This is a genomic window from Flavobacterium cupriresistens (assembly GCF_020911925.1).
Classification (GTDB): domain Bacteria; phylum Bacteroidota; class Bacteroidia; order Flavobacteriales; family Flavobacteriaceae; genus Flavobacterium; species Flavobacterium cupriresistens.
Window position 1 is genome coordinate 5,032,313 of record NZ_CP087134.1, and the last position, 26,265, is coordinate 5,058,577.

20 protein-coding genes are annotated in these 26,265 nt (G+C 35.9%); 13 read left to right on the forward strand and 7 right to left on the reverse strand.

What is annotated here, in order from left to right; translation table 11 throughout:
• Position 1: 1 nt before the first annotated feature.
• Positions 2–1,399, forward strand: coding sequence for a RagB/SusD family nutrient uptake outer membrane protein (locus LNP23_RS19870; protein WP_230002565.1), 1,398 nt, complete (start codon positions 2–4; stop codon positions 1,397–1,399).
• A gap of 139 nt (positions 1,400–1,538) precedes the next feature.
• Here LNP23_RS19870 and LNP23_RS19875 read toward each other — a convergent pair whose 3' ends face one another.
• The 4 genes from LNP23_RS19875 to LNP23_RS19890 all read right to left on the reverse strand — a co-directional run bounded on the left by LNP23_RS19875 (position 1,539) and on the right by LNP23_RS19890 (position 7,485).
• The gene (locus LNP23_RS19875; RefSeq protein WP_230002566.1) at positions 1,539–2,144 is read right to left on the reverse strand and encodes a hypothetical protein; all 606 of its coding nucleotides are present in this window, start codon (positions 2,142–2,144) and stop codon (positions 1,539–1,541) included.
• Between the two features lie 8 nt (positions 2,145–2,152).
• Positions 2,153–3,091: a hypothetical protein gene (locus LNP23_RS19880; RefSeq protein ID WP_230002567.1), complete on the reverse strand. Its 939-nt coding sequence runs from the start codon at positions 3,089–3,091 to the stop codon at positions 2,153–2,155.
• A gap of 126 nt (positions 3,092–3,217) precedes the next feature.
• Positions 3,218–3,907, reverse strand: coding sequence for a hypothetical protein (locus LNP23_RS19885; protein ID WP_230002568.1), 690 nt, complete (start codon positions 3,905–3,907; stop codon positions 3,218–3,220).
• A 5-nt stretch (positions 3,908–3,912) separates the two neighbouring features.
• A complete protein-coding gene (locus tag LNP23_RS19890) occupies positions 3,913–7,485 on the reverse strand; it encodes an RHS repeat domain-containing protein (RefSeq protein WP_230002569.1) in 3,573 nt (1,190 codons plus the stop codon).
• Between the two features lie 433 nt (positions 7,486–7,918).
• Between LNP23_RS19890 and LNP23_RS19895 the strand changes: the two genes are divergently transcribed.
• Complete coding sequence (locus LNP23_RS19895; RefSeq protein WP_230002570.1) at positions 7,919–9,691, forward strand: amidohydrolase; 1,773 nt, start codon at positions 7,919–7,921, stop codon at positions 9,689–9,691.
• Between the two features lie 65 nt (positions 9,692–9,756).
• On the opposite strand, the gene rocD is transcribed toward LNP23_RS19895, so the two are convergent.
• Complete coding sequence (rocD, locus tag LNP23_RS19900; RefSeq protein WP_230002571.1) at positions 9,757–11,010, reverse strand: ornithine--oxo-acid transaminase; 1,254 nt, start codon at positions 11,008–11,010, stop codon at positions 9,757–9,759.
• Between the two features lie 200 nt (positions 11,011–11,210).
• Between rocD and LNP23_RS19905 the strand changes: the two genes are divergently transcribed.
• The 7 genes from LNP23_RS19905 to LNP23_RS19935 all read left to right on the forward strand — a co-directional run bounded on the left by LNP23_RS19905 (position 11,211) and on the right by LNP23_RS19935 (position 19,218).
• Positions 11,211–11,663, forward strand: coding sequence for an Lrp/AsnC family transcriptional regulator (locus LNP23_RS19905; protein WP_047773536.1), 453 nt, complete (start codon positions 11,211–11,213; stop codon positions 11,661–11,663).
• A 20-nt stretch (positions 11,664–11,683) separates the two neighbouring features.
• A complete protein-coding gene (locus LNP23_RS19910) occupies positions 11,684–13,207 on the forward strand; it encodes a M20/M25/M40 family metallo-hydrolase (RefSeq protein ID WP_230002572.1) in 1,524 nt (507 codons plus the stop codon).
• Between the two features lie 19 nt (positions 13,208–13,226).
• Positions 13,227–14,093 (forward strand): cyanophycinase, encoded by an 867-nt coding sequence (locus LNP23_RS19915; RefSeq protein WP_230002573.1) that lies wholly within the window; start codon positions 13,227–13,229, stop codon positions 14,091–14,093.
• 2 nt (positions 14,094–14,095) lie between these two features.
• On the forward strand, positions 14,096–16,297 hold the full coding sequence (locus LNP23_RS19920; protein WP_230002574.1) for a penicillin acylase family protein: 2,202 nt from the start codon (positions 14,096–14,098) through the stop codon (positions 16,295–16,297).
• Between the two features lie 101 nt (positions 16,298–16,398).
• Positions 16,399–17,172 (forward strand): dienelactone hydrolase family protein, encoded by a 774-nt coding sequence (locus LNP23_RS19925; protein WP_230002575.1) that lies wholly within the window; start codon positions 16,399–16,401, stop codon positions 17,170–17,172.
• 38 nt (positions 17,173–17,210) lie between these two features.
• The gene (locus LNP23_RS19930; protein ID WP_230002576.1) at positions 17,211–18,188 is read left to right on the forward strand and encodes a DUF3667 domain-containing protein; all 978 of its coding nucleotides are present in this window, start codon (positions 17,211–17,213) and stop codon (positions 18,186–18,188) included.
• Between the two features lie 7 nt (positions 18,189–18,195).
• Positions 18,196–19,218 (forward strand): M28 family peptidase, encoded by a 1,023-nt coding sequence (locus LNP23_RS19935; RefSeq protein ID WP_230002577.1) that lies wholly within the window; start codon positions 18,196–18,198, stop codon positions 19,216–19,218.
• A gap of 929 nt (positions 19,219–20,147) precedes the next feature.
• On the opposite strand, the gene rho is transcribed toward LNP23_RS19935, so the two are convergent.
• Positions 20,148–21,989 carry a transcription termination factor Rho gene (gene rho, locus LNP23_RS19940; RefSeq protein WP_230002578.1) on the reverse strand — a complete coding sequence of 614 codons (1,842 nt, stop codon included), beginning with the start codon at positions 21,987–21,989 and terminating at the stop codon, positions 20,148–20,150.
• A gap of 183 nt (positions 21,990–22,172) precedes the next feature.
• Here rho and LNP23_RS19945 point away from each other — a divergent pair, with 183 nt between their 5' ends.
• From LNP23_RS19945 to LNP23_RS19955, 3 genes are all read left to right on the forward strand, one after another.
• Positions 22,173–22,586 (forward strand): DUF4293 domain-containing protein, encoded by a 414-nt coding sequence (locus LNP23_RS19945; protein ID WP_230002579.1) that lies wholly within the window; start codon positions 22,173–22,175, stop codon positions 22,584–22,586.
• A gap of 534 nt (positions 22,587–23,120) precedes the next feature.
• Positions 23,121–23,783, forward strand: coding sequence for a response regulator (locus LNP23_RS19950; protein WP_047773550.1), 663 nt, complete (start codon positions 23,121–23,123; stop codon positions 23,781–23,783).
• A 201-nt stretch (positions 23,784–23,984) separates the two neighbouring features.
• Positions 23,985–24,701 carry a sensor histidine kinase gene (locus LNP23_RS19955; protein ID WP_230002580.1) on the forward strand — a complete coding sequence of 239 codons (717 nt, stop codon included), beginning with the start codon at positions 23,985–23,987 and terminating at the stop codon, positions 24,699–24,701.
• 7 nt (positions 24,702–24,708) lie between these two features.
• Here LNP23_RS19955 and LNP23_RS19960 read toward each other — a convergent pair whose 3' ends face one another.
• A complete protein-coding gene (locus LNP23_RS19960) occupies positions 24,709–25,203 on the reverse strand; it encodes a metallophosphoesterase family protein (protein WP_230002581.1) in 495 nt (164 codons plus the stop codon).
• Positions 25,204–25,479: 276 nt separating this feature from the next.
• On the opposite strand from LNP23_RS19960, the gene truA reads away from it, so the two are divergent.
• Positions 25,480–26,220, forward strand: coding sequence for a tRNA pseudouridine(38-40) synthase TruA (gene truA, locus LNP23_RS19965; protein WP_230002582.1), 741 nt, complete (start codon positions 25,480–25,482; stop codon positions 26,218–26,220).
• Positions 26,221–26,265 lie beyond the last annotated feature (45 nt).

The window sequence follows — 26,265 nt, forward strand, 5'->3', positions numbered from 1 at the left end:
AATGAAATCAAATAAACTAATCCTACTGATCGTTTTCGCGTTGTTTTATGCAAGTTGCGAAAATGAACTCGATATCGAACCTAAACAAAAAGGAGATGCAAACGTTACTTTAAGCACTGAAGCCGGAGTAACAAATGTACTGATAGGAACCTACGCATTGGCCGCAAACAAAGAGGCCTATGGTGGAAGAATTTTACTTTATGCGGATTTGCTTGGCGTAACCGGTGTAACGGCTACAACTGACTTGAGATGGAAGGGAACTTATGGCGAATTAGGTCAAATGTACAACAAATCAATGTTAGCCAATAATGTTATCATTGAAGGAACCTATGCCAAATGTTATCAAATTATTAATGCCACCAATACGGTTATCGACAACATCGATAAAGTAAAAGATCCTGAAAGAAAAGCCATTATGATTGGTGAAGCTAACTTTTTAAGATCTTTAGCTTATTTTGATCTGGTTCGTTTCTTTGCAAAACCCTATGAAAGTGGCAAAGCCAATACACAATTAGGGGTGGTCATACGACCAAAAGCAATTTATGATTTTAGTGTTGACCTTTCTAAAGAAAGAAGTACAGTAGATGAAGTCTATAAAGTTATTATTGACGGTTTAAATGTCGCTTATACCAATCTTCCCGCAGAAAATGATTTTTATGCCGACAAATACGCCGCAAAAGCACTATTGGCCAGAGTATATTTGCAACAAAGCAATTATACAGCAGCCAGAGATGCCGCAAATGATGTTATTGCCAACAGTGGCCATGGGTTATCTGTTAAATATGCCGATGCCTTTAATCACGATACGGATAAAACCGAAGATGTATTTGCTATTCAAATCACCAAACAAACCGGTAAAAATGATGCTGTTACCTTTTATGCTTCGGAAGACAGAGGAGGTCGCAACGGTGATTTTTATATTAGAGATCCCTACTTAGCTAAATTCACCGATCCCAATGATGACAGAGGAAAATTTAATTATGAAAATCCCTCAAACGGAAAATTACTAACTTCAAAATACACCGATCAATTTGCCGATGTTGGCATTATTCGTCTGGCTGAAATGTATTTAATAAGAGCCGAGGCCAATTTTCAGGCCGGAACCGCCATCGGAAATACACCTCTCGACGATATCAACATTCTCAGAACAAGAGCCAATGCCAAAAATCTAACTGCGGTAACTTTAAATGATATTTTACTCGAACGCCAACTAGAACTGGCAATGGAAGGTTTTTTAATTCATGATATCAAAAGAACAAAAGGTTCTATTGATGTTAGTGATAAAGGTGATGGCTCGTCTTTGCTTCCGTTTGATGCTGATAAATTAGTATTCCCTATTCCGATAACAGAAATGGATGCTAATAAGTTAATTACTCAAAATCCGGGTTATAGTCAGTAACTAAATTACATCTTAACTAAAAAACCATTCGTTGCGGCGAATGGTTTTTTTATGAATTATCTTGTCTTGAAATAGTAAGACGTTTGTTAGCGTAATTTTATGAAAACACTTCAGAAAGCCTATCCATTTTAATATGCCCTTATTTTTTTACCCTCAAATGTTTTTTGTATTCCAATTGTATTACTTTCTTTTTTAAACTATCTGCCATTTTAATATTCCGAGAAATACCAATTCCTTCACGATTTAATATTTCTAAATAACGAACACATCCAAGGTTTTCATTTTTTACTCCGGTTTTCAAAAAATATATTAAATAATTTTTCTGATCTAAATTTAACTTTTTAAAATTTTTCAGATATGGTAATAAACTAATATACGTTCCATCATAAGTGAATTTTGCATCTGTATAAAATTCTAATAAATTCATAAATGCAGTAGATGCATATTCATATTTATGATATTTTTCGACCATTATTAATGTATAAGGAATAATTTCTTCTTTTTTCAAATCATTATATACATAGTATAATTCTAATTCAGCATAAGAAGCTTTATCTCCCTTATATTTTACAGCGTATTTCGCATCTTTAATTCTATCTTCATCAAAATATTTTGATCTTTTAAATTCTTTTTTAATTATATCATTATTGTTATTGACTTTTTCTTTTTCAATCACCTTCTCTCTTTTACAGGATGAAAATATAAACGTAAAAAACAATAGGAATAAAATATTTACTAATTTCATATGCTTTACTATTTAATATCAACACTCTCTTTTGTCCAAGATCCATTCTTAAAGATATTATACCATCCATTCTGTACTTTTCCTCCCCTAGTAAATTCTACTGTACCACTAGCTGTCCAATTTTGAGCTGCTGCATAAATTGTTAAACCTCCATGCAAATTTGTCAAATATTGCGATATATTATTTCCGTTTAAGAAACCCGTTGTACAAGATTTTAAAACCATTGTCAAACTTTTTATTTCCCCATTCACAAGATTTCTCCACATAGCACTGTCTTCATACAAAATATCTACAAGATTCCCACTTGCATTAAGATTATGAGAATTTGCAAAACCGCGAGGACTACCATGACTATAAATCGTCAACTCATTCATTCTTAAAGGCTCTGATTCTGCTCTATTATGTAGATTTATATCTGCTTTACTACGACTAAAATAATTTAGACTTTCACTTATAACATTTCCATTTTTATCAACTGCGTACCTTCTTGAATAAAGTGAATTTTTTTTGTTTTCTCCTCCATGAATTGTATGATTCAAACCACTCACTACTAATCCTGTCGTCGCTCCTTGCCAAAAATTACCTCCAGCCAAATAAGCCCCCGCTCCACCTGATACAGCTCCAAAAGCTATAGTGCCTACATCACCTCCAAATCCAAGTCCAGAAACAGTTCTTTCATAAAATGTGGTTATATCTCCATTTGTCTGACTAGTACTTGTTAAACCTCCACCCCAAGCACTAGCCGCAATACTGCTCAATGCTCCTGCTGCAAAACCACTCCAAAATTTACCTCCAGAAATAGCTGTCATACCTCCCTGAAAAGTACCATGTGCAGCAGCCTGAAATGCGGCCTGTGAGTAAAAATTGCTAAATAAACTACCTGCTGCACTACCAAGTCCAAAAGTTACCGCAGCACTAGCTGCCCCAATAAAAGTAGCCTTTGCCAATCCTCCTACACTAAACGGAACGTCTGCCAGTAAAATAATTACACAGAATCTAAGTTACGGTTAGTAACTAAATTATATTTTAACTAAATAAACCATTCGTTGGGCGAATGATTTACTTTATGAAACTTACTTTAGAACTAAGGACACATTATTTGAAACCAAGCTACCTATAAAAAACGTATACCCTTCATTTTCAAAAGAATTCTTTTCTTTCTTATGAATATATTTATCTATATATTCTTGCTTAATCATATATTCTATTCCTACACTATACTTTTTTGTCCTATCTATATTATAATACTGATTCACGCCTTGATTCAAATATTTAATAACAAGATTAAAAGGGATTCTTAAGTATATAGACTTTCCAGATTTAACTTTAATAACACTTAAAGTACGGACGAATCCATTCTTATATAAACTTTTATAAAGAAAATACTCATCAACTATAAGTGTATCATTCTTCTTTTCAATCGCTTTTCCTTTTCTTTTGTCAACAATAGAGTCTTTGAATTTTATATGATTAGTTACTTCCTTTGATGCCGGTATTTTTTTTTCTATACCATTTTTATACAAATAAATTGAAAAATTCTCAAAATTACCATCATAAGACAATCTATTTCGAGTATAAAATGAGGTATCAATCACGAAACAATAATTTAATTTGCTATTATTTTTGATTTTAACATTAACAAATTGTCCATCCTCTAGTTTAGAATCTAAAATAATAATACTAATTTTTTTACTATTGTCACTTAATATATTTTGACAAAATATATTTTGACAAAATAAAATGAGTATAAATAAATATTTCATCTTTTTTAATTAAAATTGTTTACTAGTTTATTCCAAAGTCTAGCCTGCATTCTATAATTATCATAGTTAATTGGATTATAAGTCCCCCCATTTCTTGCTTCCCAATCATATGATTGAAATTCATCTATTGCATTACGATAGTCTTCTCCTCCTCTCCTAAACCAAGAGTTATAATTACCATTATAATAATTTGCAACATGAACTAATTCATGACCAACCGTACTAGCTAATTTTAGATAACTCGAAAAAGCCACCTTTGCTATTAATACTTTACCTCCAAAAATATGATTCCCATTTGATTCAGAGCCTAAACTTAATCCAAGAGTTGTAATATCTCCATCAATAATCTCTCTCTTCTCAAATCTAGGGTTATGAGCATCTGTCATCAAATCAGGGAAAACTTTCGCTGCAAATTCATTCAAATTAAGCCCTTCATAATCTGCAGATGCTTGAGGATTATCATAACCAGCAGCCTTAAGTCTATCGACAATCATACCTCGTTCAATAATTCTGTGCCCTAAATGATTCAGTCCACTAACCACAAGCCCCGTTACAGCGCCTTGCCAAAAATTACCTCCCGTTAGAGCTGCTCCGGTGCCACCCGAAACAGTACCAAAAGCAATCATGCCAATATCGCTGCCTCTGACACTACTTGCCCAACCTAAACCTTTGGCTGCACCATTACCATCCCAACTAAAAGCACTTGAAGCAATACTACTTAAAGCTCCTGCGGCAAAACCAGTCCAAAATTTACCTCCAGAAACTGCGGTCATACTGCCCTGAAAAGTACCATGAGCAACTGCACTAAAGGCTGCTCTAACATAAAAATTCGTAATTGTTGATGCCGCACTACCAATCCCAAAAGTCACGGCAGCACTTGCTGCTCCAATAAAGGTACTCTTTACTAATCCTCCTACATTAAAAGGAACGTCTGCCAATAAAGCGGTCAATGTGTAGGTTACTGCTGCGATAGCCGCACCAATAGCAACAACAACTCCAAATCCAATTTCCGCATATTCACCACTCGGATCCGTATACTTAAGCGGGTTGTTTAAAACATATCCGTACTTATTGTAATTCTGTGTATTATAAGGTTCCTGTATGTAATTATCGGGTTGTAGAAAGCGGTGCAACTTTGGATCGTACAAACGCCCGTTCATGTGTATGACTCCAACACTTTGCAAGTGTTCGTGTCCTGTATATCCACGATCCAGAACGGTTAAACCTGCCAAAATATTGCCTGCACCATCCTGAACTTTTACGATATTACCCCAAGCATCAAACAATCGTTTTTCAACTAATCCTCCTGTCTGATTGGTTACTGCTACAATTGTACCTTGATAATCTCTATGTAAATATAAATAATTTTGTATTGTGCCATCACTTTTTAAAACCACTGGTGCTGTATACCCATCTCCTCCAATATAAGTTACAAACTCAATGGCTCCGGTGACCATATTTTGTTTTACTTCCATCGTACCGTCTGTTGAATAATGTTTACGGTATGTCCTTAACAGTTTATCTGCGTGTAAACCTCCATAAAACATACTGCTACGTTCATTACCATCATTATAGGTAAAACTTATTTTATCTACTCCTGTTTCCTCTATTTGTATAGGGCTTTTAAAACTATTGTAAGTAACATTTAAGGCCCTGGTTGAAGTCGCTGCATCACTGGTTTTACGAATCTGAACATCATCGTACCAAACGTTTCCTAATCCATTATTATCTAAACGTAGACGTAACTTCTTAATATTTGCAGGAACTAAAAATGTACCTACAATTTGGGTCCATGCTCCTTTTGCATCACTTACAGCACTTACTTGTGTAACCGCATTAGCTGCATCTTTCATATACAAAAATATCTGCGACTGAGGATTATCACTATAAACCCAAGCTGAATAAGTATATTGAGTAGCAACTGCATTATCAATATCAACCCACTTATCCGAAAATAAGAATTGCTCTGTTGCCACTGTATTAGCGAGCTTTACAGTATTCTTTCCACTTCGGGCTGCTTTAGTATTGTCATAACTATAGAACGCTGTATTAGGGTATCTTTCAACTCCCCAACCGGTTCTGTCTTCAAAACTATCGTTAAAAATCCCTTCTCTCATTCCATAATAACCAAGGGCTTCGGGAGTTGGTGTTATGGTTTTGTTTTGATAGGTTTTGGCAGTATCATATTCGTAAGTACCTACAGCATTTTGTGTAATTCTTCCTTTGTCATCATAAACCTGCGTTTCCTGAATACCTAACGCATTAGTATATTCCGTCAGACGATCTAAGTCATCATACTTAAAAATTTCATTTCTGCTGAACAAGTTACTGTTACGGCTGTTTAAATTTCCTCTTTTAATTTCAAAAGAGGTATTAAGTGTTACAACATTTACAAGCGTAGGGCTCGTTTTATCGTGTTTGATTTGAGTCGTGTAACCATATTGGTCATAAGCATTTGTTATGGCTATTCCGTTTCCTAATGCTGCTGTTAAAAGCTGTCCTCTTTCATTCAATGTATTGGATTGCCACAATATTTGTTGTGTGCTATCGTCTACAATTTGCCATGGAAATCCATTTTGATAGGTGTTTTTTACTGTTTTAGCACTGGTTTTTCCGGCTGCGATTGCTGTAGAGGTTTCCTTCTCAACTCTTCCGAGAATATCAAACGACAATTGTTTTACAAAAGTAGCATATGGGGTTGTTTCTGTAGTTTTAAATAGTCTTTTTAGAGGATCATATTCATAACTGACTGTTGTGGTTTTTGCCTCTGTATTGTCTACAAAAGTATTACTTGTAATTTGATTTAAGACATTATAAGCATAGGTTGTCTTACTATTGGTACTCGTATTGGTTCCTACAATCGTCTTTTCAGTTGGCCTACCTGCATCATCATAGACAAAGGTAGTTATTCCATTAGGTGTGGTCTCTGTTTTTAACTGACCAAAAGCATCATAACTATAGGTATAGATTCCTGCACTCGGATCAGACAACCAAATTTTATTACCCCAACCGTCAATATTTATTTTTACTTTGTTACCTTGATAATCTGACTCTTTTAATTGCCCATTCGCAAAATAAGTAAAGTTTATACTCCCTCCGGGATCTGTACTTTGTACTTTATTTCCTAATGCATCTACAGTAGCAGTTGTAATCTTACCATCGTCATTACTAGTAGTTGTTAAAACAGAATACGATAAGGTTTGTATCTTTCCTTTAGGCGCCGTTATTTTAGTTGGTCTCATTAAGTAATCATATTCATAAATCGTCCAAAGATTGGGTGCCGAAAAATAAGGTTCGCTTTCTTTTTGTTTACGCCCCAATCCATCATAAACAATTTGTTTAGATACCATTGTATTTGCAGTAAATCCTTTTGTAGAACTTAATACAACTCTTCCTGAGACATCATATTGAGTAACAGTTTTGGCTTCTAAATTATTAGTGCTAGTGGTAGTATACCCACCATCTCCCAATTTTTCATACACAATTGTTGTAGAAATTGGAGTCGTTGAAGAATTCGTTACAGTGGTATTGGTTAATTTTCCCCAGTTATCATAAGTAAAATTACTAACTACTCCCATATAATCCTCTAAACTAATGACTTTACACTTTTTATTTCCTTACATAAATTAGCTCTAAATTAGTGCAGTCATCAAATCAATAAATCCAAATAAATACTCTAATTAGCTTTTAAACAAAAAAACATTCGTCGCAACGAATGGTTTCCATATAAACTAATAATAAAATGAAATTTTAACTTCTAAACTCGTTCAAAGATTTCCCGATAATCTCAAGACATTCCTAAGCAAGATCTGAATCTACATTGCATTTCATTACGATGACGTTTAGCAAACCTAAAATCACGCAGTACATCTATAAAAATCTAACCATCAGAATATTATATTTTTAAAAAATAAAAAACTTTATCTATTAAGTTGAGGTTTATTCACAATAATCTTAACTTTGAGTGAAACTAAATTATACTAGAAACTCATTTTAAATCTCAGTACGATTATGTTAAAACAATCTATGTTACTTCGTCTTGTACTTGTGTTGCTATTGATCGCGGGAGGATACTTCACCTACCAGTTTTTCAATAAGAAAAGTCATTCATCCACTATTGCTCCGGCAAACATTGTGCTTCGTGGTGGTAAAGTATTTACTGTAGAAGAGCGCCAGCAATGGGCAGAGGCCGTTGCCGTACGTGGGGATACTATTGTATATGTTGGTAATGCAGAAGGTGTCGAGCCCTTCGTTGGGCCAAATACAAAGGTTGTGGAACTCAACGGAAAAATGGTTTTGCCGGGTTTCGTAGAGTCACATATCCATCCAATGTTATCTTGGACTACATTGGGTGCTGATCTTCAATTTGATGATCCGAAAGCAATGCTGGCTGCAGTGAAAAACTATGCAAATGCAAACCCAAAAGATGTGGTCGTTCGTGGATTTGGCTGGCGCTATACAGCCTTCCCTGCCACAGGACCAAAGAAAGAAGATATCGATAAAATTGTGTCCGACCGTCCGGTGATGTTGGTTGCCATTGATGGCCATTCGGCATGGGTCAATTCTAAGGCTCTCGAAATAGCCAATATTACAGCTCAAACACCCGACCCTGTTCCCGGTGTCAGCCGTTTTGAGCGAGACCCTAAAACCGGAAAGCCTACCGGATATGTAATAGAAGTGGCTGCTATGTTCCAGCTTTTAGCGGCACTTGCACCTCCCAATCCTGAGGAGATGTTGACAACGTTGCAAAATAGTCTGAAAGCATTTTCCAAAGCGGGCATCACAGCTGTGTTCGATGCCGGTATCATCGGTATGAAGGAAGAAGACGGCTTTGCAATGTACCAATCGCTCGAAAAAGCTGGTACACTACCCGTACGAGTAGTAGGTGCTCACTATTACAACAACCCGAAAGAAGATCCGTTACCCATTATTAAAGAGCTTCGTCGTCGCTTTAACAGTGAACTTGTTTCCGCAACTACTTTAAAAATTAATGTCGATGGCGGCGATGCGCAATACACTGCTGCTATGCTAAAACCCTATGCTGATAAACCAAATACAAGCGGTGATCTGATTATTCCGGCAGCTATAATGACAGCTGTTGTTACCCGTGCTCATGCAGCAGGTATCAATACGTTTTCTCATGCTTTTGGCGACCGAGCAGCACGTGTTTATCTCGATGCCGTTGCAGCTGCCCGTGCCAGCTATCCAAAAAATAAGACCCGTCATACGGCCAGCCACATCATGTATCTGACAGATTCTGATATCAAACGCTTTAAATTACTAGATGTTAGCGCACAATTTTCAGCACAGTGGGCTATGCCGGATGCCGCGAACCTGGGTGTTGCCATTGATCGTCTGGGAGAACAAGTAGTCAGTACAGAATTTATGCGTATCGGTTCTGTGGCCGCCGCCGGAGGACGCATTGCTTTTGGCACCGACTGGCCAGCCGCAGGTTACTACAGCACTTTCAAGCCGTTGGAAGCAATTCAGGTAGCGATAACTCGTGAAATGATTAGCGGACGCGGCACACCCAAGCGACCGATTATGCCTCCTGCATCCGAAAGAATTACACTTGAACAAGCATTGCGGGCCAGTACTATTAATTCTGCTTACATTTTAGGAATGGAAGACCGTATCGGATCGTTGCGTGTTGGCAAACGTGCAGATCTAATTGTTCTTAATAAAAACCTTTTCGATATACCACCGCAGGACATCAGTAAAACACAAATTTTGCTCACTCTGATGAATGGCAAAGAGACATTTCGAGATAATGCATTTAAATAGATCTCAAAAAAAAACCATTCGTCGCAACGAATGGTTTCTATATGAACTAATAATAAAATGAAATTTTAACTTCTAAACTCATTCAAAGATTTCTCGATAATCTCAAGACATTCCTCAATTTGAGCCTCAGTCATAACCAATGGTGGTGCCAATCTGATTTTATTACCGTGAGTTGGTTTGGCCAATAATCCGTTATCTCTGAATTTCAGACAGATTTCCCAAGCCAGATCTGAATCTTCACCGCAGTTGATTACGATGGCATTCAATAATCCTTTTCCACGAACCAGGGTGATTAAATCGTTACGTTCTGCAATTTCATTTAATCCTTTTCTTAAAAGAATCCCTAAACGTTCTGCATTTTCAGCCAGTTTTTCGTCTTTAACAACCTCAAGTGCCGCAATGGCAACAGCCGCAGCAACAGGATTTCCACCAAAAGTAGATCCGTGTTGTCCCGGTTTGATTACATTCATGATTTCGTTATTCGCCAAAACCGCAGAAACCGGATAAACTCCACCTGAAATTGCTTTTCCTAAAATTAAAATATCAGGTTGCACATTTTCGTGGTGAACAGCCAATAATTTCCCTGTACGGGCAATTCCCGTCTGAACTTCATCAGCAATAAACAAAACATTATGTTTCTCACAAAGTTCTTTCGCTTTTGCTAAATAACCTTCAGAAGGAACATAAACTCCTGCTTCTCCTTGAATTGGCTCTACAAGAAAACCGGCAATATTTTTTGATGATTCCAGCGCTTTTTCAAGAGCTGCTAAATTATCGTATTCAATTTTTATAAATCCGTCTGTAAAAGGACCGAAGTTTTTACGCGCTCCTTCATCATTCGAAAAAGAAATAATGGTAGTCGTTCTTCCGTGAAAATTGTTCTCACAAACAATAATCTGAGCCAGATTTTCATGAATTCCTTTTACCTCATACGCCCATTTTCTACAAAGTTTTAGAGCAGTTTCTACTGCTTCCGCACCCGTATTCATTGGTAAAACTTTATCAAAACCAAAATAATTGGTTACATATTCTTCATAATTTCCTAATTGGTCGTTGTAAAAGGCACGGGACGTCAAAGTAAGCGTTTGCGCCTGATTCACCATGGCTCCAACAATTTTTGGATGACAGTGTCCTTGATTTACGGCAGAATAAGCAGATAAAAAGTCATAATACTTTTTACCGTCCACATCCCAAACGTATACGCCTTCTCCTTTTTCCAAAACTACCGGAAGCGGGTGGTAATTATGAGCTCCGTATTTGTTCTCTTTTTCGATCAAAACCTCAGATTTTGATGAAAGTGATTCTAGTTTATGTCCCATGATATTTTCTTTTATTAATGCAAAAATATAAAATTTATTGATTTATTGCGAATAAATAGTTATTTTTAACTTATAAATAAGCTTAATAAAACCAATATAACTTATTTTAACATGTAATTAAGTCATTTTAAAATTTAATATTTACTCAGGTACATTAGACTTATTTTTATCTTTACATAAACTAAACGTAAAAAAGTTACATGGATATTTTAGATGAATTTGATGTGAAAATTATAAAGGAATTAGAAAAAGACGGAAGAATTGCCTATTCTACGATCGCTACTAATCTTAAAATTTCAAATACCATGGTGCACCAACGCATTAATCGTTTATTTGAACAAGGGATCATTACGGGCATCAAGCCAATCCTAAACGAAAAACTTATTGGTTACGATTGGGCTTCTTTTACCGGAATAACATTGAATAAAGATTCGGATTCGGAAAGAATTATCGAAGCTTTAAAAGAAATACCCGAAATTACAGAATGTTATTTTGTAACCGGTTCCTATACACTATACCTCAAAATTACAGCAAAAAACCACGAACATATGCGCAAAATATTATACGAGAAAGTCGATAATATTCCGGGAATTGCAAAAACAGATTCAATGGTAGAATTAGGTTGTGCTTTTAAACGAAATATAAGCTTATAATAAACTTAAAATAAAAAAGTATGCGATTACAAAAACTTTCTTTAGTTGTTCTATTCTTCTGTAAATCAATTTTGTTTTCGCAAACCAGTGTTCCAAATCCTGTAAAAAGTGATTTTTCAGGAACATTGTCTTTTTTAGCTTCTGACTGGATGGAAGGCCGTGAACCAACCAGTAAAGGCGGATTTAAAGCCGCAGACTATATTGCATCCATGATGGAATTGTACCAACTACTTCCCTACAACAATTCGTCTCCATCCAAAAACAATACTTTTTTTCAGGACTTCAATATCAAAAGACATGCAGTTCAATCTGTTTCTTTAGCTATAGACAGCGGAAATAACAACACAATTTTACTTTCTCCAAAATCAGAATACAAAGTAACGCCTGTCGACAAATCTTCAAAACAAGAAGCCGGAATTGTATTTGTCGGCTATGGATTAAGCGTTTCAAAAGAAAACTATGATGACTATACAAAAATATCAGCAAAAGATAAAGTTGTTTTAGTTCTAGAAGGCTATCCGGGTTACAAAGACACTGCTTCAGTTGGCTTTAAAAAATTTAAGAAATGGTTTCCCGAAGAAAATAATTTAGAAGAAACCAAAATCCAAAACGCCATACAGCAAGGGGCTATAGCTGTCATTTTTTTGGATGTGACGGGGAATTTTAAACCAAAATCAACAGACAATTACACTTTCGATTCCTTAGAAAATCCCACGTCCCTTTCTATTCCCATCTTTAGACTATCTGCACCAGCGACCGAAAAAATTCTGACTGGGACCTCCATTCAATTAGCCGAAACAGAAAAAAAAGCGGCACAGCAATTAAAAACTTCTTCTTCCTTATTAAAAAATAAAAAATGTAATTTTTCAATTGACTTGAAGTCAGAAACTTTTCCGGTTCGCAATGTAATCGGGATGATTCCGGGAAAAGATACTTCTAAATCCATTATAATTGGAGCGCATTACGATCATTTAGGCATCAAAAAGGATTCTATTTACAATGGCGCTGACGATAATGCTTCGGGTGTATCAGGAATGTTGGCTTTGGCAAAAAACTGGTCAGCATCTAAAATAAAACCGCCATACAACATTGTTTTTGCCTCTTGGACTGCCGAAGAAACGGGACTTTTGGGAAGTGAATACTTTGTTCAGCATTTAGATTTAAACCAACAGAAAATCCTTCTTTGTGTTAATATGGACATGATTTCAAGAAGTGCTCCCGAAGATACCAAACAACGCATTTTAAGTATTGGTACTCAAAAAGAAGACGAAAACTTAAGAAAAATCGCTGCTGCAGGCAATCAAAACCTTCAAAATCCGTTTGAACTTGATCTTTGGGAAACTAATGGACATACCGGGAGCGATTACGCTTCTTTTACAACAAAAGGAATTCCGATAATGACTTTTTTCAGCGGCTTTCATGCGGATTACCACAGTCCAAGAGATCAGGCCGTAAAAGTCGATTTAAACAAAGAAAAAGACATTCTTTCTATAGTCAATAGCAGCGTGTTACAATTCATAGAAACGCATTCAACAACCAAATAACCACCAAAAAATAACTGCCATGAAAAAACCACTTTATTTGCCTTATTCTTTTGTACTTTTTATTTTAATTACAATCCTGAGCTTTTCCAGCACTGTTGCGCAAGCCCAAAATCCAAAAGGGAAATTATTTATAATTGGTGGCGGAGACCGGTCTGATGAACTGATGAAACAAGTACTGGAAGTCGCAGATTTAAAAGCAACAGACTATATTGTCGTTTTACCCATGTCAAGCGAAGAGCCGGACGGTTCGTTTCAGTTTTTTAAAGATCAAATGGTAAAACTGACGAAAAATCCAATTGTGATGTTGAATTTCAATACCGAAACCGCACAAAATAAAAAACTGGCAGATTCAGTACAAAAAGCAAAATTAATCTTTATAAGTGGTGGTGATCAGCTCCGTTTTATGAAAGTTGTACACAATACTCCGATAAAAACGGCCATACAAAAAGCTTACGAAAACGGAAGTACCATTTCGGGAACAAGTGCCGGAGCGGCAGTAATGTCTGAGAAAATGATTACCGGAAACCAAAAACTGGAAAAAGAATACTCCGGTACTTTTGACAATATCCGACACGACAATTTAGAAACAGCTGAAGGCTTAGGTTTATTGAAAACCGCCATTATTGACCAGCACTTTTTAAAAAGAAACCGCTACAACAGATTGCTTTCGGCAATGGTTGAATTTCCTCATTTGACAGGAATTGGAATCGATGAAGCTACCGCCATTATTGTTAGAAACAATCAAATTGAAGTAGCCGGAGACAGCGAAGTTATTGTAATTAAAAACCCAAAAGGGATTGTAAAATCTAAAAAGAACAATCTTATTTCGATTGAGAATTTACAAATGGGAATTTATACGGCAGGACAAAAATTTAACATCAAATAATCATGTTACAGCATTTAAAAAAGATTAAACTTATCGTTTTGGTTTCTTGCACAACCTTAACCGCTTTTGCACAAAAAATCAATACAAAAGAAGCCAATCGACTGGAAAAATTGGCGCAGCAAGTAACCATTATCCGAGACAATTGGGGCATTCCGCATATTTACGGAAAGACGGATGCTGATGCTGTTTTTGGTTTGCTTTATGCGCAATGTGAAGATGATTTTAAACGAATCGAAATGAATTATATTGAAAAACTGGGTCGTCTTGCTGAAATTAAAGGCGAATCGGTTTTATACAATGATTTAGAAATTCGTCTTTTAATTGACGCCGAAGAAGCTAAATCTGACTACAAAAAAGCACCCGTATGGCTTAAAAAACTTTTGAACAGCTATGCCGACGCGATTAATTTTTATTTATACAAACATCCCGAGGTCAAACCTGCCCTTTTAACGCATTTTGAGCCTTGGTATCCGCTTTTATGGACAGACGGAAGTATTGGTGCCATTAGCACTGCGGATCTTTCGACCGCAGAACTTAAAGCCTTTTATTCCGGAAACAATGACAAGGTAGCTTACGTAGAAAGAGAAAAAAATGTACAAACCGGTTCAAATGGTTTTGCTTTTGCTCCGTCTAAAACAGCTGACGGAAATTCGATTTTGTACATTAATCCACACACTACCTTTTATTTCAGACCCGAAGTTCAAGTCACGAGCGAAGAAGGATTGAATGCATATGGTGCTGTAACCTGGGGGCAATTTTTTATCTATCAGGGTTTCAACGAAAATTGCGGCTGGATGCACACCTCATCCAATGTAGATGTTGCTGATATGTACGCGGAAAAAATCACCAACAAAAAGGGAAAACTTTTTTATGAATTTGATAAAAAGTTAGTTCCTGTTATTGAGAAAGAAATCACAATAAATTACACTGAAAAAGAGAAATTAATTGCTAAAAAAATCAAAACCTATTTTACCAATAACGGTCCGATTATGGCCAAACGTGATGGAAAATGGATTAGTTTGAAATCGATGAATCGTTCTATGAACAGCTTAATTCAAAGCTGGGTAAGAAGCAAATCAAAGAATTTTGAGGAGTACAAAAAAGCCATGGATCTAAAAGCCAACACCTCAAACAACACCGTTTATGCTGATAACAAAGGAAATATTGCCTATTGGCATGGTAATTATATCCCGATTAGAGACAAAACACTTAATTGGTCTAAAGTGATAGACGGATCTGTTTCTGCTACACAATGGAAAGGTTTGCATGACGTTAACGAAACCGTTCATTTGTACAATCCTGTAAACGGTTGGATTCAGAATTGCAATTCAACACCTTATACTTCGGCAGCAGAAAATAGTCCAAAAAAAGAAAACTATTTGCCTTATATGGCTCCCGACGGGGAAAATTTCAGAGGTGTAAATGCGGTTCGAATTTTTAGCAAAGGAAACAACTATACGCTTGATAAAGTAATCGCTGATGGTTACGACACTAAGTTATCCATTTTTGAAGTGCTCATTCCAAGTTTGATCACGGTCTTCGAAAAAAACATAAAAGCTACTGATCCTGAATACTCTGATTTAATTGAGCCGATCACTTTATTAAAAAATTGGGACTATTATGCCAAAGAAAACTCCGTTGCAACTACCCTCGCCGTTGAATGGGCTTATAAATTAGACCCAATTATTCAAAAAGCTTACATTGATGAAGGTGAACCGGATCAGGTCGAAAACACCAAACGTTTTGCCCAAAATGCAACGACTTCACAACTAATCCCGCAATTACAATCGGTTTTAAAAGAATTAAAAACCAAATGGGGAACCTGGCAGGTTGCGTGGGGCGAAATCAACCGTTTTCAACGTACAAGCGGAGATCTGGTGCTACAATACGATGACTCCAAACCGAGTTTACCAATCGCATTTGGCCCTTCTTCCTGGGGAAGTTTACCTGCCTTTAAAAGCAATTACCAAAACAATTCAAAAAAACGTTACGGTTACAATGGTAATAGTTTTGTTTGTGCCGTTGAATTTGGTCCAAAAATAAAAGCAAAATCATTATTAGCCGGAGGGAATAGTGGTGATGAAACTTCTAAACATTTTACCGATCAGGCAGAAATGTACCAAAAAGGAAAGTTTAAAGACGTTTTATTCTACAAAGAAGATATTACAAAAAATGCCGAACGTACTTATCACCCGGGAGAGTAATTTTTAACTTTTAGCATCTCAAAATCAAACCTTGGAGGAAATATCTTTCGAGGTTTTTTTGTATCGTAATATTTCTGATATTTGTTAAAAATTGTAAATTTATGAAAAACCACACTATGCTGCTTTTTGCTACCATTCTATTTTCTAGCACTATAAGCGCTCAATTAAAACCTGTAAAATACGCCGACGGAAATCAGACCTTAAACGGATTATTTATAAAATCAGCCAAAAAAAGCCCTAGCAATCCGGGAATTTTACTTTTGCCGGCATGGCTCGGAATCGATAATGCTTCAAAAGGAATTGCAGAAAATTTATCGAAACTAGGGTATCATGTTTTTATTGCTGATATCTATGGCGAAGGAAACTATCCTAAAAATACTACTGAAGCATCAAAAATAGCCGGTCATTACAAAACCAACTTTACTGAATATCAAAACAGGATCAACCTTGCTTTACAACAATTAATAAAATCCGGTGCCGATACTGATAATATTGTCGCAATTGGATATTGTTTTGGTGGTAGCGGGGTCCTTGAAGCAGTGCGCGGAAAACTAAATCTAAAAGGTATTGTTTCTTTTCACGGCGGACTGGGTAAAGAAGGTACAAGACCAGTAGCACCAATTTCATCAAAAATTTTGATTTGCCACGGTGCCGATGATCCTTATGTATCACAAGAGGAAATAACAACTCTTCAACAAGAATTTCGTGATTCAAAAGCCGATTGGCAAATGATTTATTATGCCAATGCGGTTCACTCTTTTACAAATCCTGAAGCAGGAAACGACAATTCAAAAGGTGCTGCTTATAATCCGGTTGCTGCAAAAAGAGCTTTTGAACATTTACAACTTTTCTTAAAAGAAGTCTTAAAAAAATAACAACCAGCTTACCAAAACCAACTTAGTCCATACAACCAATGTCAAAAAGTACCATTAGAAAAGATAAAACCTGTCTGAATTGCAGACATGTCGTGGAGCAAAAATTTTGTCCAAATTGCGGCCAGGAAAACAGTGATACCAGAAAAACATTTCACCATTTATTTATTCATTTTTTTGAAGATTTAACCCATTACGAAAATGCTTTCTGGAAGACTATACGAAACTTACTTTTCAAACCTTCCACGTTAACCAAAGAGTATCTCTCAGGGAAAAGACTGTCTTATTTGGCTCCTGTCCGATTATACATCTTTATCAGTTTTATAACCTTTCTTTTAATTGCCCTATTTCCAAACAAAGTCAGCGAAGATTTCAATAAAAACGCAAAAGTATTATCAGCAGAAATAGCTAAAACGGATAAAAACAGTAAGGATGAGGAATTGAAAATCTCCAGCAACTATCTAGATATGAGACCTATGAAAGAAATCGATTCTATTCAGCAATACGGAAAAGAAAAAGAAAAACTTTCAGAATTTGAATATTGGGCTTACTCAAAAGTTTATAATATCACAAAGCATTATAGCAAAAAAGAGATTTTTGAAAAGTTTATTGAATCCTTTATTCATAATATTCCCAAAATCCTTTTTATCATAATGCCATTTTTTGCTTTTCTATTATGGCTTTTTCACAACAAAAAGAAATGGTACTATTTTGATCATGGGATCTTTACCTTACATTATTTTTCTTTTCTCCTTTTAATGTTTCTGATATTATTTAGCATCACAAAAATAATTGGTCTGTTTGGAGAGAATAGTCCACTAAGTTTCATCTCCAATATTACCAACTTCGTCGGGGTTATCTGGATGTGTTATTACTTCTATCCGGCACATCATCGCTTTTATGGAGAATCAAGAATAGTTTCATTTGTTAAAAGTGTAATGCTGTTTATTGTAAATTCCTTTTTTATTCTATTTTTACTTACCTTTTATGTTTTTTACATATTTATCAATTTACACTAAACCAAAAATGAAAAAGATTGTTCTCTTATTATTAATTGCTACTGCATTTTCTTGTAAAAATGCGCAGTCTGTTGCGTCGAAAGACAATTCAGATCCAACGAAATACATCAAGCTTATCACTGAAAAAGACTTAAAAACAATGTTATATACGGTTGCTTCAGATGAAATGGAAGGCCGTGAAACCGGTTCAAAAGGACAGAAAAAGGCCGGTCTTTATATGATTGAGCAATACAAAAAAAATGGCATTTCATTTCCTAAAGGAGCAACAGACTTCTATCAACCTGTTCCGGCAGCTTTCTTAAATGCCAGACGCAACGAAAACCTACCAGATTCTGAGAATATCTGGGCTTACATCGAAGGTTCAGAAAAACCGGATGAAGTATTGGTAATTTCGGCACATTACGACCATGTTGGTATCAAAAACGGAGAAGTTTATAACGGTGCTGATGATGACGGATCCGGAACTGTTGCTGTTATCGAAATCGCAAAAGCATTCGCAAAAGCAAAAAAAGACGGACATGGGCCAAAACGTTCTATTTTATTCTTGCACGTTACCGGAGAAGAGCACGGTTTACACGGTTCTCGTTACTATTCTGAGAATCCATTGTTTCCAATTGCCAATACCATTACCGACATCAACATCGATATGATTGGCCGTCGCGATGTAGAGCATGCCAAATCAAACAATTATGTTTACGTAATTGGAGCGGATCGTTTGTCTACAGATTTGCACAATGCGGTTGTAAGTCAAAACGAAAAATACACCAAAGTAGACTTAGATTTTAAATTTAACGACCCAAAAGATCCAAATCATTTTTACGAGCGTTCTGACCACTATAACTTTGCCAAATATGGTGTTCCTGCTGTATTCTTCTTTAACGGAGTGCACGAAGATTACCACGGTAAAGGTGATGAACCTGAAAAAATCGAATACGATGCCTTAACCAAAAGAACACAATTGGCATTTGTTGTTGCCTGGGATTTAGCCAATAGAGCGAACAGACCTGTGGTTGATAAACCGATTAAGTAAGGTACTGAGGTGCTGAGTGGCTAAGGTTCTGAGTTTTTAATACCGAGGGACAAAGGTTTAAAGTAGCTGAGGCTCTAAGATTTTTCAAATAATAAAACAAAAAAAGAGGAGCTAAAAACTCCTCTTTTTTTATATATTTTATTCTGTAAATATTAAATCAAATTTAAAAACCTCTGCCGCTTTAAACCTTTCAGGAATCAAATCTAAAAATTGCGAAGAAATAAAAGAGAACTATTAGTGCCTCGAAATGAAAATAGCAAATAAAAAAACTAATCCTAAGAGCTGGACGCACTCCATTTGTCATTTCGAAGAATGAGAAATCACACAAGCTGAGCACACACTGTATGGAATATTGGATGTGATTTCTCATTCTTCGAAATGACACTATCAGACAAAATCTATAAAACTCAGCCACTCGGAACTTGAAACTTGAAACCTGAAACTACTCCCCCCTCGAAATTTCGAAGAATGAGAAATCACAAAAGCTGAGCACACACTGTATGGAATATTGGATGTGATTTCTCATTCTTCGAAATGACACTATCAGACAAAATCTATAAAGCTCAGTCACTCGGAACCTGAAACTTGAAACTTGAAACCTGAAACCTGGAACCTGGAACCTGGAACCTAGAACCTAGAACTACTCCCCCTTCCTAAATAACACAGAACCAAGCAAAAATAATAAGTTTAAAAAACATGATACCTCCTAATTTAGCATTTCGCTTTCACGAGACTCAAAGAAATAATTGCACAAGATTTACTTGCCTCTTTTTTACTTCTCCATAAATTTTAAGACTTCATCCTTTTACCCTTCCCTATAAACCAGAAAACAAAAAAAGAGGAGCTAAAAACTCCTCTTTTTTATATATTTTATTCAATAAATATCAAGTTAAAAAACTCAGAACCTTAGCAGCTCAGAACCTTCCTCCTTAGTCATTCATAGAAATCAAAAACTCTTCGTTATTTCTGGTTTTTTTGAAACGGTCATTTACAAAATCCATAGACTCAACCGGGTTCATATCCGATAGATATTTACGCATGATCCACATTCTTTGCAGTGTTTTTTCGTCTAATAATAAATCATCACGACGTGTACTTGAAGACGTTAAATCGATAGCAGGGAAAATACGTTTGTTCGCAATTTTACGATCCAATTGTAACTCCATATTACCGGTTCCTTTAAATTCTTCAAAGATTACCTCATCCATTTTAGAACCTGTTTCTGTCAATGCAGTAGCGATGATACTTAATGAACCTCCGTTTTCTACATTTCTGGCCGCACCAAAGAAACGTTTTGGTTTTTGCAATGCATTCGCATCAACACCACCACTTAAAACTTTTCCTGAAGCAGGCTGAACCGTATTGTACGCTCTTGCCAAACGCGTAATAGAGTCTAATAAAATAACCACATCATGGCCACATTCTACCAAACGTTTTGCTTTTTCAAGTACAATATTGGCAATTTTTACGTGTTCTTGTGGCTCTCTGTCAAAAGTCGAAGCGATTACTTCTCCACGAACACTGCGTTGCATGTCAGTAACCTCCTCAGGACGTTCGTCAATAAGAAGAACGATCAAATAAACTTCAGGGTGGTTGGCTGCAATTGCATTGGCAATGTCTTTTAGTAACATTGTTTTACCGGTTTTCGGTTGAGCTACGATCATACCACGTTGCCCTTTTCCAATTGGAGAAAACAAATCAATAATACGGGTTGAAACGGAACTGCCTTTTTCGGCTAATTTGAATTTTTCTGAAGGAAAAACCGGAGTTAAGTGTTCGAAAGAAACTCTATCGCGAACTACTTGCGGATCGTGACCATTAATTTTTAGTACACGAACTAAAGGGAAAAATTTCTCGCCTTCTTTTGGTGGGCGAACCACCCCTTTTACGGTATCACCGGTTTTTAAACCGAATAATCTGATTTGTGAAGTTGATAAATAAATATCATCCGGAGACGCTAAATAATTATAATCTGATGAACGTAAGAAACCATATCCGTCTGGCATCATCTCAAGAACACCTTCACTTTCTATAATTCCGTCAAATTCAAAATCTGAATCTCTGAAATTATTCTTTTTATTTTTATGATTTGGATTCTGATTCGTACTGTTACCATTTCCGTTCCCGTTTTGATTTGGATTCTGATTCGGGTTTTGATTTTGATTCGGATTCTGGTTTTTAGTCTGATTCGGATTTATTTTTTTTGTCGGAGCAGCCGTTTCTGCTTTTTCAGTTGTCGGAGCGGGAGTTTCCGTTCTTTCTGCTATTGGAGCCGAAGCATCACTATTTTCATTAACTTCCTCGTTGACAAATTCTTTTGCTGCTTCTTTTTCTTTTTGCTGAGCGACCTTTTTCTCGTAAGCTGACTTATTAAATTTTACAATTTTGGGTCCTTTTTTCTCTACAACTTTATTCTCTGCAGCCTCTTCTTCTTTTGGAGTCTCAGTTGGAACCTCCGGAGTTGCTGCAATCACAGGGGCTTCCTCTACTTTATCAAATTCCAGAACCGGTGCATTTTTGCTCGCTGACGCGTTTTTACTAATCGGCGCTTTTTTGACCGGAACAATTCTTGCTCTTTTAGGTTTGTCATCCACTATTTCCGCATCGGCCACAGTGTTAACTGGCGGCGCTACAGTCGCTTCTTGGTGCGCTAAAATCTGACTGATTAAAGTCTCTTTTTTAACGCCATTAAACTTTATAGTTTTAGCTAACTTAGCTATTTCTTGAAGCTCAGCAAGCTTCATTTCTTTTAATGCAGAAATATCAAACATGAATGTTCTATGAATTTAATTATTTTAACGGAAATATTGTAAAAAGAATAGGTAGATAATTGTTTTGAATTGACCGCAGTATGAAGTGCTTACGGTATTATAATGCAATAATACGAATAAAATTTAATCATACAATAGTATTTATAAAAAAGAAAATATATTTTTGTAAAACAATTTTAGACCATGATACAACGAATTCAAACTATATATTTAATTCTTACCTTTATCGTAACGGGGGTACTACTATTTTTTGTTCCGCTTTGGACATTAAACAACGGAAAAGCATTCTATTTTATGCAAGACCAGATTTACACCGTAGTATTAGGTCTAAGCACAATGCTTACAATTGTAAGTATTATTTCATACAAAAAAAGACAAAACCAGTTTGTAATGGGCAGACTGAATATAATATTAAACTTAATTTTATTAGGATTATTTGTATATCGATCACTAAATTTATCTGGAGAAACTGTACAAGTTTCTGAGAAAGGTATTGGGATGTTTCTACCGATTGTTGCTATCGTGTTATTAGTTTTAGCTAATAAGGCCATCAAAAAGGATGAAGATCTTGTAAAATCTGTAGATCGTTTGAGGTAAACCTATAAACTTAATTTATTTGTGTGAAAAAACCCGGATTTTATGATCCGGGTTTTTTTGTGCCTAAAAGTTTCAGGGATCAAGTCCAAAAGTTGTGGGGAAGTAAAAATCTCGCAGAGTCGCAAAATCGCAAAGTTTTAATAAAAAAACAGAAAAAAACTTTGAGACTCTATAACATTTTTAGAAATACAAAGCGAGAAAGTAGAGAACTGAAAGATGGAACTTAAAAATAGAAAAAAAAACTTAGCGGCTTGGCGAGATCGTCAAAGCGAGAAGTTGGAAAATTAGGTACTTAAAAAGCTGTGGCGAAAAAGTATAAGATCTGCTACTTCTAACAAAAGAAATTTCTAAAAATTATCCCACAACTTTTTAACTTGATTCGAAATTACGGAACTACAAGATATTTGTCCCTCCACAACAATATGTCTTGATCCAGTTTCAGTCTGTCCCACCTGCCCTGCCAAAATACCCAAGAAAATGCTCATTGTAAGTTATTTTTCATAAATTTGAGTTTCCCTGATTCAAAAAGCACCAATGACACAAAAAATAAGAATACATCTTGCCGATGATCATCAGGTACTCATAGACGGTCTAAGCAATTTATTACATACTGTCCATGACTTTGAAGTGGTAGGCAGCTCATTAGACGGAACTACTATATATGAAGACGTAATAAAAAACAATGCTGCTATTTTATTACTGGATATCAGCATGCCAAATATGGATGGAATTGAAGTATTAAAGGAATTCAGCCGAAAAAGTTTCCCTTGTAAAGTCATTATTCTTTCCAGTTACGACGATTTAAAAATCGTAAAAGAAGTAATGAAACTGGGCGCAAAAGGCTATCTCACAAAAAAAAGTGCCGGAGAAAATATTATTGAAGCCATTAAAGTCGTCAACGCTGATCAGGAATATTTTGATGATCACGTAAGAGAAAAAATCTTTGCCAGCTTTACCCGGAACAATCCAAAATTGAACAAAAACTCTTTTGAAGAAAATCAAATACTAAGCCCCAGAGAACTGGAGATTATTACTCTGATCTCATTGGAATACAGTGGTAAAGAAATAAGCGAAGAACTTTTTATAAGCCTCAATACCGTTGAAACGCATCGAAAAAACATCATGAAAAAGTTAAAGATGAAAAACGTGATCGGCCTTGTAAAATATGCTTTAAAAAACAATTTAATAAAACCCTAAGTGCATTCTTGTATGTCAATTTTCAGGATACTGCTACTCTATTTCTTTTTTTGGACCTTTAGTTCAAACGCTGTTACCAGCCAGCACAATAAACTCTTGAAAGAGACTGGAATTACTGAAAAAATCACAAAGAGTCCCCCACTTCAGTCTCATCCCACCGTGAATAAAAACACAGTCAGTTTAGTATTTATTCTGGTGATAATGGTATTGATTTTATTCTATTTCTACTACCAGAATAACCAGCTAAAACGAAAAAACAAACAAAAAGACATCAAGCAAAAAATACAGCTTAACATAATCAACGCCGCTATTGACAGTCAGGAAATCGGACGAAAAAAAATAGCTTCCTTTCTACATGACGACATCAATTCCTTGCTTTCTTCTGTTGGTTTGCATCTCAATACATTTACAGCTCAAAACAACATTCAATCAGACGAAATCACTAAAGCCAAAGCGATTCTGGAAGAAGTTCACGATCGTCTACGCGATATTTCTCATGAATTAATTCCTGTGCTTTTAGTTCGTTTTGGTCTACTGTATGCTTTGGAAGATTTATGCGAGAAAAACTCAAATTCAAACCTTCATTTTCAATTTTCAAGTTCTATTCCTACCAAAAAAAGGTACATTGAAAAATTCGAAATGAACATTTATTTTATTGTATCAGAACTACTTAACAATATTATAAAACATAGCAACGCATCAAAAGCTGAAATCGTTCTGCACGAAAAAAACAATCGACTCATAATCACTATTCAGGATAACGGAAAAGGGTTTACTATTGGAAAGCTAAACGAAACAGAAGGTTTTGGCCTTAACCGAATCAGAGCGCGAATTAAAAAACTGAAAGGAAATTTCAATATTACTTCTAAAAAAAATGAAGTTACAGGCACCACGGTAAAAATAGAAGTTCCAATTTAGTAAATCTTTATTTTTTACCGATTTCTACAATCTCCAAATCTTTTATCTTATCATCATCAATTACAAATCGCAGCATCGTCCGCATTTGATGAAAGCCACTTTTGCCCGCAGCACCGGGATTCATGTGCAGCAAATTGTTCTTTTTATCAAACATCACTTTCAGAATATGAGAATGCCCACAAATAAACAACTTCGGCGGATTTAATGTCATTTCTTCTCTGATACTTGGATTGTATTTTCCCGGATAGCCTCCAATATGCGTAATCCAGACGGAAACATTTTCACACATAAAACGATTGTGCAGCGGAAATTCCAGTCTTGCCTTAGCATCGTCTATGTTTCCATAAACACAGCGCAACGGTTTCAGCTTTTTTATCGTATCGGTAACATTCAGATCTCCAATATCTCCGGCATGCCAAACTTCATCAGCCTGTGCTACATATTTTAAAATAACGTCATCAATATGACTGTGCGTATCGGAAAGAAGGAGGATTTTTTTCAATTTCTATTAAGGTAAAAGAAGGTTCAGAGGCGCAAAGGTACAAAGGTTTTTCCGTAGAGACGCACTGCTGTGCGTCTTTGATCCGTTCTAATTTTTAATAATTGTTGAGACGCACTGCTGTGCGTCTCTACGTGCGTCTCTACCTTATTCATCACCGCATTGTTGAGACGCACAGCAGTGCGTCTCTACGATTTGTGAATGTGTAAGAAACGAACCTGTACCACTTTTAAAAAAAACCTTTGTACCTTTGTCCCTCAAAACCTATGAACCTTTACTTTGAGATATTTTATTCAATTCGCCTATAACGGAACACCTTATCACGGCTGGCAAATTCAGCCAAACGCCTCTTCTGTACAGGAGACTTTAAACAAAGCACTTTCTGTTTTGCTAAATTCGACCATAAATGTTATGGGAGCCGGACGCACGGATAGCGGTGTTCATGCTCAGGAAATGTATGCTCATTTTGATTTTGAAACTCCAATTGACATCCCGACTCTGGTTCATAAACTCAATTCGTATTTACCTAAAAGCATTGCCATTTTTGACCTGATTTTGGTTCACGATGAAGCGCATTGTCGCTTTGATGCCACCAAAAGAACGTACGAATATCGCATCAACACTGTTAAAAATCCATTTTTGGAAGAATTGAGCTGGTACTTTAATCAAAATTTAGATGTAGCTTTGATGAATGAAGCGGCAAAAATTTTACTGAAGCATACCGATTTTCAATGTTTTTCAAAAGTGAATACTGATGTAAACACCTTTGATTGCACGATTTTTGAGGCGTATTGGAAAAAGGAAAACGACAAATTGGTTTTTACGATTTCTGCGAATCGCTTTTTAAGAAATATGGTTCGCTCCATTGTAGGGACTTTAATTAATATTGGTTTACATAAAATTTCGCTGCAGGATTTTGAAAACATTATCGCCAGCAAAAGCAGGGAAAAGGCCGGGTTTTCAGTTCCCGCACACGGATTGTACTTAACCGATATAACGTACGATTATATCAAAAAATAATCCTCAAGTTAAAAAACTGAAATAAGAACAGGAAACAAGCGAAGT

What these genes read in the sequence shown, in the direction of transcription:
- LNP23_RS19885 (WP_230002568.1), bottom strand. Translation starts at nt 3,907, where the DNA reads ATGAAATATTTATTTATACTCATTTTATTTTGTCAAAATATATTTTGT.
- LNP23_RS19920 (WP_230002574.1), top strand. Translation starts at nt 14,096, where the DNA reads ATGTTACAGCATTTAAAAAAGATTAAACTTATCGTTTTGGTTTCTTGC.
- LNP23_RS19910 (WP_230002572.1), top strand. Translation starts at nt 11,684, where the DNA reads ATGCGATTACAAAAACTTTCTTTAGTTGTTCTATTCTTCTGTAAATCA.
- LNP23_RS19935 (WP_230002577.1), top strand. Translation starts at nt 18,196, where the DNA reads ATGAAAAAGATTGTTCTCTTATTATTAATTGCTACTGCATTTTCTTGT.
- LNP23_RS19895 (WP_230002570.1), top strand. Translation starts at nt 7,919, where the DNA reads ATGTTAAAACAATCTATGTTACTTCGTCTTGTACTTGTGTTGCTATTG.
- LNP23_RS19890 (WP_230002569.1), bottom strand. Translation starts at nt 7,485, where the DNA reads ATGGGAGTAGTTAGTAATTTTACTTATGATAACTGGGGAAAATTAACC.
- rocD (WP_230002571.1), bottom strand. Translation starts at nt 11,010, where the DNA reads ATGGGACATAAACTAGAATCACTTTCATCAAAATCTGAGGTTTTGATC.
- LNP23_RS19875 (WP_230002566.1), bottom strand. Translation starts at nt 2,144, where the DNA reads ATGAAATTAGTAAATATTTTATTCCTATTGTTTTTTACGTTTATATTT.
- LNP23_RS19905 (WP_047773536.1), top strand. Translation starts at nt 11,211, where the DNA reads ATGGATATTTTAGATGAATTTGATGTGAAAATTATAAAGGAATTAGAA.
- LNP23_RS19870 (WP_230002565.1), top strand. Translation starts at nt 2, where the DNA reads ATGAAATCAAATAAACTAATCCTACTGATCGTTTTCGCGTTGTTTTAT.
- LNP23_RS19955 (WP_230002580.1), top strand. Translation starts at nt 23,985, where the DNA reads ATGGTATTGATTTTATTCTATTTCTACTACCAGAATAACCAGCTAAAA.
- LNP23_RS19915 (WP_230002573.1), top strand. Translation starts at nt 13,227, where the DNA reads ATGAAAAAACCACTTTATTTGCCTTATTCTTTTGTACTTTTTATTTTA.
- LNP23_RS19930 (WP_230002576.1), top strand. Translation starts at nt 17,211, where the DNA reads ATGTCAAAAAGTACCATTAGAAAAGATAAAACCTGTCTGAATTGCAGA.
- LNP23_RS19950 (WP_047773550.1), top strand. Translation starts at nt 23,121, where the DNA reads ATGACACAAAAAATAAGAATACATCTTGCCGATGATCATCAGGTACTC.
- rho (WP_230002578.1), bottom strand. Translation starts at nt 21,989, where the DNA reads ATGTTTGATATTTCTGCATTAAAAGAAATGAAGCTTGCTGAGCTTCAA.
- LNP23_RS19925 (WP_230002575.1), top strand. Translation starts at nt 16,399, where the DNA reads ATGAAAAACCACACTATGCTGCTTTTTGCTACCATTCTATTTTCTAGC.
- LNP23_RS19945 (WP_230002579.1), top strand. Translation starts at nt 22,173, where the DNA reads ATGATACAACGAATTCAAACTATATATTTAATTCTTACCTTTATCGTA.